Annotated in this window: 7 protein-coding genes; 4 read left to right on the top strand and 3 right to left on the bottom strand. The window is 60.8% G+C overall.

The features are described from left to right. Positions 1-119 precede the first annotated feature (119 nt). From F4X41_00480 to F4X41_00470, 3 genes are all read left to right on the top strand, one after another. Positions 120-1,394, top strand: a complete 1,275-nt coding sequence (locus F4X41_00480) for an MFS transporter (protein ID MYB15502.1) — start codon at positions 120-122, stop codon at positions 1,392-1,394. 86 nt (positions 1,395-1,480) lie between these two features. Beyond that, positions 1,481-4,663: an insulinase family protein gene (locus F4X41_00475; protein ID MYB15501.1), complete on the top strand. Its 3,183-nt coding sequence runs from the start codon at positions 1,481-1,483 to the stop codon at positions 4,661-4,663. 440 nt (positions 4,664-5,103) lie between these two features. Then, complete coding sequence (locus F4X41_00470) at positions 5,104-6,849, top strand: glycoside hydrolase family 3 protein (GenBank protein ID MYB15500.1); 1,746 nt, start codon at positions 5,104-5,106, stop codon at positions 6,847-6,849. Positions 6,850-6,944: 95 nt separating this feature from the next. Here F4X41_00470 and F4X41_00465 read toward each other — a convergent pair whose 3' ends face one another. From F4X41_00465 to F4X41_00455, 3 genes are all read right to left on the bottom strand, one after another. Further along, on the bottom strand, positions 6,945-7,820 hold the full coding sequence (locus F4X41_00465; protein MYB15499.1) for an SDR family oxidoreductase: 876 nt from the start codon (positions 7,818-7,820) through the stop codon (positions 6,945-6,947). A gap of 225 nt (positions 7,821-8,045) precedes the next feature. After that, positions 8,046-8,381: an L-rhamnose mutarotase gene (locus F4X41_00460; protein MYB15498.1), complete on the bottom strand. Its 336-nt coding sequence runs from the start codon at positions 8,379-8,381 to the stop codon at positions 8,046-8,048. 7 nt (positions 8,382-8,388) lie between these two features. After that, positions 8,389-9,414 (bottom strand): aldo/keto reductase, encoded by a 1,026-nt coding sequence (locus tag F4X41_00455; GenBank protein ID MYB15497.1) that lies wholly within the window; start codon positions 9,412-9,414, stop codon positions 8,389-8,391. A gap of 578 nt (positions 9,415-9,992) precedes the next feature. On the opposite strand from F4X41_00455, the gene F4X41_00450 reads away from it, so the two are divergent. Continuing rightward, positions 9,993-10,682 (top strand): HAD family phosphatase, encoded by a 690-nt coding sequence (locus F4X41_00450; protein ID MYB15496.1) that lies wholly within the window; start codon positions 9,993-9,995, stop codon positions 10,680-10,682. Positions 10,683-11,028 lie beyond the last annotated feature (346 nt).

Here is an 11,028-nt window from a genome sequence, read left to right as displayed (position 1 = left end):
ACGAGGAATCTCCAGATCGGGGGGCGGGAACCGTCGTGGGAACGGTTTCGTTCCAAGGGGAACGGTGCTGGCCCGGTAGCGTTTCACCACCTGTTTGACCCGTCTGGATGTAGCTTTCGTTGGCATCGCTCTCTGGTTTCCTAAATACCGACGCGTTGACACAGCGCATGGGCGCGTTATCGCAGCCTGCCTACCGGCGTTACTGGCTGGGATCGGTGGCCTCCGTCGGCTCGGTTCAGCTGATCATCGTGGGGCAGGGCTGGCTGATCGTCAACGAGCTTGGCGGTTCGCCAATCGATCTCGGCTACCTCGGCGCCGCCTCGGCGCTGCCCACGATCGCGGTCAACACGTTCGGAGGGGTGGTGGCGGATCGGGTCAACCGGCGGATGCTCTTGGTCATCACGTCCACCATGGTGATGATGCTGCTGGCCCTACAGGCTTTGCTGGTGATTTCCGAGGCTGTTCGAATATGGCACGTGGTCGTGATCAGTGCCATGCTGGGGCTGGTATTCGGCCTCGAATGGCCGACCAGAAACGCCTTTTTTCCGGCGCTCATACGGCGGGCGCACATCATGAGCGCGGTGGCGCTCAATTCAATCTTGTGGCACGGGGGCAGGGTGATCTCGCCGGCCATTGCCGGATTTGTGATCCGGATGTTCGGTACTGGCGCGGTGTTCATCGGAGGAGCGGCGGGATTCGGCGCGATGGCGTTGGTCTTGCTTTCCCTCAAGACTCCGGTGCAAGTCCCCCCATCCGGCCGCAACGCTGTGAGGGATCTGGTGGAGGGCGTGAAGTTCATCGCGAAGGACCCGTTGTTCGCGGTGATCATTCCTCTTACTTACGCCCACCACTTTTTCGGGACCCAACACGTGCAACTGATGCCGTTATTTGCCAAGCGTTTCGACGTGGGCGCTGAGGGGTTGGGGTTGATGTTCACGATTTCCGGTGTCGGTGCCGTGGTAGGCATTCTGGTCGTTGGAAGAATTCAGGGGGGCCGCCATACAGGAAAAGTCATGTTGGGGGGCGGTTTCCTTTTCGGGCTGTTGGTTCTTGGATTCGCGCTGGCGCCAACGTACCCGGTTGCGCTGGTGTCCCTATTGATCATGGGGATGTTCAGTTCGTTCTACCTGATAACTTCGATGTCGGTCCTCCAGTTGCGCGTTCCGGACCGGCTGAGGGGCCGCGTGATGGGCATTCACGGCATCACCTTCAGTCTCATACCGCTCGGAGGGCTGCTCGGCGGCGCCGTGGCGGAGTTGTACGATGAACGCGTCGCAATCGGCCTCGGCGCAGTCATCTTTATGGCGATAGTCCTAGGTGTTCTCGTGTTTGCAGGCCATATCCGCAGCTTGGACGGGCGGCAATTGGTGGCCGCGAGGGCCGAAGCGGTCTGACACCCAACGCCAGGGAATAGTCGAGCAAGCACCTCGCAAGGGTTCAAGCACTTTGGTTCGGATCCAGTCAGCAGCGCAGGCCCGGTATGGCGCCAATCATCTGCTTCCGCGCCAAAATTGGCCTATCGCGGGGTAGTATTCCGATCGTTGCAGACACCTCCATGTCCAGTCGCCTTGACGCTAGAGATTCAGAAATAATGCGCTCCGACGCTGACCTTGTGGCCTCCCTACGCCGCCTGCGGCGCACTTCCGCACTTGCCGGTTTGGCGTTGGCCTTGACGTTGGGATTGATGGTGACCGCGTGCGCGCCATTCGGGACTGAAGACGAGCGGGTTGCCGTGGAACCGACCGCAGCGCCGCCGGTCGTCGATACCACGGAACCGGTGGATCGCCCCGAACCCGCAGACTCCCAACCTCCCGAGTCAGCCGAACTAGCTCCTGCCCCCGAGCAGGTCGAGGTATCTCCTTCTGACGAAGAGTCCGGGGAGCCAGAGCCTGACTCGGACCGACTCGATCTAGGTGAGTTCAACGACTACGAGCCGGCCGACGCGGACCTGACCCGCTTGAGCGTCGATGAAGAGATCCTCATCGGAACGCTAGACAACGGGCTGACGTATTACCTGCGGTCCAACGACACGCCTGTCGAAGGTGTCGAAATGCGCCTTGTCGTCAACGCCGGCGCGATTCTGGATCCAGAGGGCACCGACGGCGTTGCCCACTACCTGGAACACATGTTGTTTAACGGCACCGAGCGTTTTTCCAAGAACGATCTCATCCAAGCACTGCGCAGCATCGGCACCGACTTTGGCCCTGATCTAAACGCCTACACCAGCGCCGACGAAACCGTTTACATGTTCGACTTCCTGCTCGACAACCCCGAAGCGCTGGATCTTGCTTTCGAAGTGCTGTCGCAATGGCTGTCGGCCGCGACGTTGCGACCCGAAGACGTCGAGGCCGAACGAGGAATTGTGCTGGACGAGTACCGACTGACCGAAGAATCCGCAAATGGCCGAATCACGCAATACCTCAACGCGATCTACTACACCGGCAGCATTTATGAAGGAATGCTGATTGGAGGCAACGAGGAAACGAACAACGCAATCACCGAGGCGCACCTCCGGGAGTTCTATGAAACCTGGTACCGGCCCGACAATGCGGCGGTGATCATCGTCGGGGACCTCCCCGTTACCGATATGGAACGGATGGTCGAACAGTATTTCGGCAGTCTGGCGCAGCCTTCCGATCCGATACCGGCCCAACCCGTACGACACGCTTTCACCGCGGACTTCATAACCGAACCCTTCACCGACGTCGTGACCGATCCGGACTTCGGCTTCGTTTCGATGTCCATCGACTGGCAGCTCCCCGCCTGGCCGGCAAGCACCGTGGGCGGCGATCGCCTGCGCTTCATGGAAGGAGTCATCGCACAGATGCTGGAAATCCGCCTCGACAAGGCGTTCCAGGCCGGGCTGATGTCTCAGGCCAGCGAACCGTTCATGGCGCTGTGGCAGCAGGCGCGCGGATTGCGCTTGTATGGCACCAACCTGCGCGGACCCGATCTGAAGCAGGCCACGACCGACTACCTTTCGGTTCTTGAAGGCGCCGCGCACTACGGGTTCACCCAGGACGAACTTGATCGCGCAGCCCTTGCGTGGCGGACCGGTCTCGAAGCGACGCTCGAGGGGGCGGAGACTACGCAAAGCTCTGCGTACGCGAGTCGCATGGTTTCACATTTCACGAGTGGCGGGGGAATCGAATCAACCAGCGATAGGGTGGCTCGCCTCGGCGCTCTTCTGGGTACCTTTACGGTCGAGGAGTTGACGGCGCACCTGCGCTGGATTTTGGACAACGCGCCGCCACTAGTCGTTTCTTTGGGCGACGATCCAGCAAACGTGCCGACCGCAGCCGAGCTCCAGGCCGCGATCGACGCGGTAATTCCGGTGTCGGTGCCGGAAACCGAACCGGCGATCGAATCGCTTATGGTCGCGCCCGATCCGGTCGCTCCGACCGGCGAGGGTGGACTGGCGGCGTTTGAAGGCGCGTTTGAGTGGGTATTCGGAAACGGCACCACGGTCGTTTTCGTTCCCAGCGACCTTGCTGCCAACCAAGTGAACGTCACCGCGCAGGGCTTGGGCGGCTGGTCGCTGCTGCCGGTCGGCAGCTCCGCGATCCGTTTCCATGCAACCGCGGCCGTGGCCGCAAGTGGTGTCGGCGACGCTTCGGCCACCCAACTGGATGAATACCTTGCCGGCACAACCGCGCGATTAAGCCCCTACATCTCCCAGTTCACCGAGGGATTCACGGGTTCCGCGAGCCCCGACGACCTCGAAGACCTGTTCGCCCTGCTGCATCTGTTCGTAACCGAGCCGCGAATCTCCCAGGTCGCGACCAACGAACAGATCCAGAGCATGCAGACGCGCAGGACGGCCGCCGACAACTCGCCGGGGTGGATTGCGGCGATTTCAATGTGGGCCGCTGTTTATCAGGACAGTCCATGGTTCACTCTCGTTGCCACCAACGAACAAATCGCCGCCGCCACGCCCGATTCCCTGCTCGAGCTCTACAAGATGCGGCTCGGCGACGTTGACGACCTGGTGGTGGTAGTGGTCGGCGACGTCGATCGGGAAACCGTGGCTGAAATGGCAACCCGGTACATTGGAACGCTGCCGTCCGGCGCCTCCGATTCGTTCGTGGATCACAATCCAGGGTTCCCGGCCGGGGTCCAGCGGATAACCATCCCGGTTGCCGCCGATTCCGGTGAAACCGGCCTGAACATTGCATTCGGCGGAAATTTGCCGGTCACGGTCGAATCGCTAGTCGCCGGGGACGTTACCGAGAACCTCATCAACGATCTGCTCGACGTCACCGTTCGGGAAGGACTCGGGGAAACCTATTCAATCGGCAGTTCTATTTCGCCCGCCATCCAAACCGGCGCTTGGGAAGTCGTTATCCAGGCCACCGGAGCAGCGGATGTACTTGAAGAGAGCCTGGCCACCATCATCGCGGTAATCGAGGACCTGAGAGCCAACGGACCCACCGAGACCGATCTCGCCCAGGCCATATCGGTGGCACGCGATGACTATCAACTCGATAGCAACAGTGAGATCGTCGCCCCGCTGCTGCGCCGCCGCCACCTCGGCGACGCTCCCGGCACGCCGGAACAGCGGCTGCAGGTGCTCGGCCAAATCACCGCCGACGACATTCAACGATTCATGTCGGTGGTGGTCAACTCAGGTAACCGGATCGAAGTCTTCCGCACCGTCGAATAGCGTTTTTCCGAACCACAGCTAAATCCTCCTAGTGCCGATTCAACCGGAGCGGTGCGGTCGATAAACCGGCCCATTCCCTGGTTCCGAAGCCTCGCGCCAGTGCTGATGAAGGATGGAGAGGATGCTCCCTGGCAGCACAGTAGCCGGCGGCATCAGCCGTACCGTTTAATCACCATTAACGGAAGATGCTGGTTATCTACTAAGCCCGAGCGGCTAACAGGGCTGCGAGCGGCAAATCGATTGGGTGCTAACTCACGGGCGGGACGGTTTCATTGTCGGAATTGAAAGGCGACGGAGCCGCATTCGAAAACGGTCACAGGGACCGGCCGCGCATTGTTCAGGGGCACAAATACCGCGACTTGAACGGAAACGGCAGGTTGGACCCGTATGAGGACTCACGGGTGCCTGTTGTAGACCGCGTCGGCGATCTCCTGGCGCAAATGACCCTGGAGGAGAAATCCGGCCTGCTTTTTCATCCGGGGATCCCGATCGGCCGCAAAGGGGGCGTCGTCGAGGGTTTCCACCCGATGAAGATTGCCCCTTCAACCGAACTGGTAGTCCAGCAGAATATTCGGCATTTCAACATCATGATGGCCCCGGGTCCCGTTGCCGTCGCCCGTTGGCACAACCGGCTGCAGGAAATCGCCGAGGGGACCCGCCTCGGAATCCCGATAACGTTCAGTTCCGATCTCCGCCACGCGCCGGGATTCAACCCCGCCTGCGGAGTTAAGCAGGAAGGTTTCAGCCATTGGCCTTCGCAGCTGGGCCTGGCGGCGGCCGGCGACGAAGGGCTGGCGGAGAGCTTCGGCGACGCGGTGCGGCGCGAATTTTCGGCGATCGGACTGCGCGGGTTGCTGGGCCCGATGGCAGACCTGGCCACCGAACCGCGGTGGGGACGATCCGGAGCCACCTTCGGCGATGACGCCGAACTCGCCGGCAGACTGGTTGCCGCCTTCGTGCGGGGACTCCAAAAAGGGGCGGACGGCCTGAATCCAGCCAGCGTGGCCGCAATGGTCAAGCACTTCCCGGGCGGCGGGCCGGCCGGGGATGGCCTGGATCCGCATTTCAGCTCCGGCAGGCGCCAACTCTACCCCGGCGACAACTTCGAATACCATCTCGGCCCGTTTCGCGACGCGATCGCCGCCGGCACGCAGCAAATGATGCTCTCTTACGGGATTCCCAGCGGTCAGACATCTGAAGAAGTCGCAATGGCGTTCAACTCGGAGATCATCACCGGCTTGCTTCGCGATCGGCTCGGCTTCGACGGCGTGGTCTGCAGCGACTGGATGACCGTGGAATCCATCCGCGTTCTCGGATTGCTCAGGCTCAAAGAAGCGTCGGCCTGGGGAGTCGAGCACCTGTCGACCAAGGAACGGTACGCCAAGGCGATCGAAGCGGGAGTCGATCAATTCGGCGGCGACTGCGGCCCTGCTCAAGTGACGGAACTGGTCCGCGACGGCCGCATTCCGGAATCGCGCATTGACGAGTCGGTGCGGCGGATATTGAAGGTCAAATTCGAACTCGGGTTGTTTGAGAACCCGTACGTGGACGCGGAGGCGGCCGCAGAAAGGACAGGAACTGCCGACCTGGTGGCGGCCGGGAAACGGGCCCAAAAGCGGAGCCTGGTGCTATTGAAAAACCGGTCCAGCAACACTGCCGGAGATCGTCCGGCGCTGCCAGTGTCAGGGCCGGTGAAGCTCTATCTGGAAGGCGTCGATCCCGACGTGTCGCGGCGCTATGGGACAGTGGTCAAGTCGCCGAAGAACGCCGATATCGCGGTCCTGCGCTTGGTTTCACCACGCCGATTCAAATGGAGCAGGTACCTGCTCGAGTACTTTATTCCCCAGGGTTCGCTGGCATTCCAGCGGCGCCGGTTGTCGAAAGTCCTGGCGGTCTGCCGCGCCGTACCGACCATCGTCGACATCCGCCTGGATCGGCCGGCAGTCTTCCCTGAAATCGCCCGCGAGGCGGCGGCGTTGCTGGCCTCGTTTACGTGCGATGACACGGCCCTTCTCGACGCGGTTTTTGGCATCGACCCCCCGACAGGGAGTCTGCCGATTGAGCTGCCCTCGTCGATGCGGGCAGTGGAAGAGAGCTTGACAGATGTCCCGGGAGGCTCAGAAAACCCATTGTTCGAGCGGGGCTGGGGCCTGTCAATCAAGCAGCGCGAAATGGAAAGCCGCTAGCCGCAACCCTCAAGTAAACGGCAAGCCGGTTCGATGCCACCGGTTCGGCTGGCAATCACACACGCTTGGGGCGATGGCTGTGTCGATCTTCGCTGCTACCCGCCCGGAACACCGATGGCGCGTTGCAAGTGCGCTTCGACGGACTCCGCGGGCGCGCCGGAGAGCAGTTCCACGTGATCAGTTACCCGGGCAAATTCGCCGTGATCGACAGCTCGGTACATTGACGCAAGGATCGCGACTATCTCATCCGGGATGTCGTCCTCACGGCAAATTGCCTCGAACTCGGACTCGGAAACGCAATCGAAGGCAATGGGTGTTCCGGTAGCTGCGGTAAGGGCCCCAGCCAGTTGCGGCATTGACACTGCCTCTGGCCCCGTTAACTCGTACACCTGCCCGGAATGCCCGTCCTGCATTAATGCGCTGGCGCTGGCTCTCGCCAAATCGTCGCGTGAAATGTACGCAACGCGCCCCGATTGGACCGGGTATGGCAGGCGCCCTTGTTTAACAAGCTCCGGCGCCCAATCGGCAAGGGGGTCAAGGTACATGCCGTTCCGCAAGATCGTCCAATCAATCCCGCAGAGTCTGACCTTGGTTTCGGCGTAAACAAGGTAGGGAGCAATCAAGAACAGGGAGTCGGTTCGAGCAGCGCTGAAACTGCTGAAAACGATCCTGCGCACCGAGGCTGATTTCGCTCCCGCCAGGATGCGGTCGTGCTCGATTACTCGGTCTTCGACGGGGGCCATGCTCGGAATTTGCATTAGCACGTCGGTGTCGTCAAACGCCGGTGCGAGAGATTCGGGAACGTCGTAGTCCGCATACCGGATTTCGATTCCAAGTTCGGCGAACCGCCGCGCCTTCGCCTCGTTGCGACAGCTGATGACCAATTGCTCAGGTCTGGCTCCGGCCCGCAGGAGCGAATCGATGATTCTTGAACCGAGTTGGCCGGTTCCACCGAGAACATTTATCTTCACGCCGAAAGTCTATTGGCGCAGGAGAAACGCAACCGTCGACCGAGCCCTCCAAGTGACGCCTTCAAGGTAGGTGTTCCAATTGGTCGACTCTTGGGAACCCCCGGAAATCGGATCGCATTCGGGCCTGGTGGCATCCACGGAAATGCCAGAGCCCCCGTGTCGCAGAGGTGGTGGTGGCTGTAGATGGAGTTTTCGCCGGACTTTGTCGGCGCGGCGGACCCTCCCCTACCAGTCGAGGTCGAAGACCTCCTCCATCTCGGCCCACCACTCGCCCGGCTTGGCGCCCGGGACGGGCTCCTGGAAGCCGCGCATCAGCTCGTCCCACTCCTTTGCGCGGGGGTCTTCCATGTACTTGGGGAAGTCCCGAGCCGGGTCGAAGTCGTCGCCGGCCTCCAGGTACATGAAGAGCCTGTGGCCGTGCAGGAATATCTTCATCTTCGTGATGCCGATATCGTGCAGTCCTGACAACGCCGCTGGCCAGACGGCGCGGTGATACCGCGTGTACTCTTCGACCACGCCGGGATCGCTCTTCAGGCCCAGCGTCATCGCGAACGCTTTCACTGCCGACTTACCCTGTCGGCGCCGGCGCGTCCGCCGGTATCAGTCTGGCCCGGCGCAGCTCCGCCCACATGTCGGCGGGAATCGGAACGAGTACCATCTCGCAATTCTCCTCCGCCTCCTCCACCGACCGCGCGCCCGGGATCACGGAGGCGACCGCCGGGTGGGCCAGGCAGAACTGGAGCGCGGCGGCCTTCAGCGGCACGCCGTAGCGGTCGCAGATCGCCTTGATGCTCCTGGCTCGCTCCAGCACCGCAGGCGGGGCTTGGTCGTAGAAGTAGGTCGCGCCGAGCGACAGATCGGAGGCCAGGATGCCGCTGTTATAGGGCCCGCCGATCACGACACTGATGTTCTTGCTTTCGCACAGCGGCAGAAACTCGGGTAGGGCCGACTGGTCGAGCAGCGTGTACCGGCCCGCCAGCAGGAAGCAGTCGAAGTCGCCGTCGCGGGCGAACTGGGCCAGCATTTGCCAGCCGTTCATGCCCACGCCCACTGCGCGGATAACGCCCTGCGAGCGAAGTACGCTCAGGGTGGGCAGCACTTCGTCGATGACCTGCCGGTAGTGGTCGGGGCCCGAAAAGGCGTGGAATACGGAGCGGCCCTCGTCCGGGTCGTGGACGTAGAGGACATCGACGCTGTCGAGCCCCATGCGCTCCAGGCTCTCCTCCAGTGACCTGAGTACGCCGCTGCGGCTGTAGTCGAAGACCGGCTCGAACGGCGGCAAGTCCACAAAGTAGTCCGAGGCCGAGGGGGCGCTCACTGGTTCTAGGACTCGCCCAACCTTGGTGGAGAGCACGTAGTCGCCCCTGGCCAGCGGCGACAGCGCCTGCCCAACGATGCGCTCGCTGCGTCCATGGCCATAAAGGGGCGCCGTATCGACGTAGCTCGCTCCCAGCTCTACCGCGCGCCTCACGGTGCGCACGGCTTCGTCTTCATCCACGGAGTAGTAAAGCCCGCCCAAGGCGGCGCTTCCTATTCCAATGCGCGGCACGCGAAGGCCGCTAGACCCCAGCTCCGCGGTGTCAGGAGTGTCCATGGCCTCCGACTTTACTTAATCAGCCATGACCGTACCCCGAAGTACCGGGCTCCAGGCGTGGACGACTCGCAAGGTTGTCCAATATTCATCACCGTTAACAAACGTGCCATCGAGAGCATTCGCAGAATCCACTACTCCAATTTCGTGCAGAACGGCTTCACAACCCCGGAATTCACGGCAAGTTAGGGTTTGTCGAAGATGTCAATTGCACGTCAGGAAGACGTGAGTCGGTGGGCCCAACGCGTCCAAATCGTCAATGACTTCGGCGGATGCATCAAGGGGTCAATCAGCCCGGGGACTTCGTCCTCTGCAACATCGACAGCGAATTCGCTCCAGGGTTACCGGTGTCTCGCCCGCCCATGCGTCTCCCTCCAGGTACACACTTCAGAGGTGAATTGATCAAGCACTTCACGCTGGTTCAACCGCGGTTCCCGAAGTGTTCCAGGGTCCAACTGGGGCGTTGATTGCCGCGATTTGCCACGTCGTCATCGTCTGATTCACGCGATTGACAAACCCCATTGAAGGCTCGGGGTTCGGCCCAAAAGCAATATCGAATATGTGAATCACGATCAAATTCATTGGACACTGTTCGCGCCCCCTGGTCGAAGATTTTGAAGATTCAACGAGCCGTCATCTTCGATATGGATGGCGTAATCACCGATAGCGAGCCACTCTATGCGGAGGCGATGGATATCGTGCTTTCCAAGCATGGGATCGCGCTTGCGCCCGAAGACTACCGCGCCGTCATCGGCAGCAGCACTGCCTTTACGTGGCAATACGTGATCGACCGATTCGATCTAGGCGGCGGCATCCAGGAGTGGATTCGCGTCTACGATGAAGCGGTTGCCGAAATCCTCTCCGCAAAAACGACCGCATCCGAGGGATTACATTGGCTACTCGAATGCTTGGTGAGCAAGGGTGTGCACGTGGGTCTGGCGACTGGGTCCAAAACTAGGTGGACGGAGATCATTCTCAACCGGATTGGCGTCGTCACATTTTTTGAAGCTGTTGCAACCGCGGACATGGTTTCTGCTTCAAAGCCTGAACCCGATCTTTATTTGCTTGCAGCCAACAAGCTCGGCGTCTCGCCTCGCAACTGCCTTGCAATAGAGGACACCCCGCGCGGCATTGCCGCTGCCAAGGCTGCCGGCATGGTTTCTGTAGCTGTACGAACTGAATCAACTGCCGGACTAGACATCTCAGCCGCCGATTACGTCATCAGTTCCCTCAGTGAGTTTGATTTCACTTGGGTCGAGGACTTACGCTAGACATAATTACCAATATGTCTCGTCCTCGCGCTAGCTCCAACCGGCGAATCCAACGAATGAGATTAGTCGCCGAGAAATATGGAGCCGCGAATCTACGGCGCCTCGCGGGAATCGCCAACAGAATGGCTTCGAAAGGTGCTGCCAGGTAGTTCGCATCGCATTTGTTTCGAACATGTTGCGGAAGCTTTGTCAGCCGATTCTGCGAATTGCGAAGGTCCTCAATGCGAATGTTGCAAATGAACGGCCCGATTCTCCCAAGTACCTCCACCTGGGAGAGGCCGACCCGCTTCGAAAGTGGGCACTCGTTCTGGCAATCAGGTTTAAGAGCTGCGGCGCTTGCTAATTC

This window comes from Chloroflexota bacterium, assembly GCA_009840625.1.
Taxonomy (GTDB): domain Bacteria; phylum Chloroflexota; class UBA11872; order UBA11872; family VXNJ01; genus VXNJ01.
Note: the sequence above shows the minus strand (reverse complement) of the source record. Positions and strands in the feature narration are given on the sequence as shown.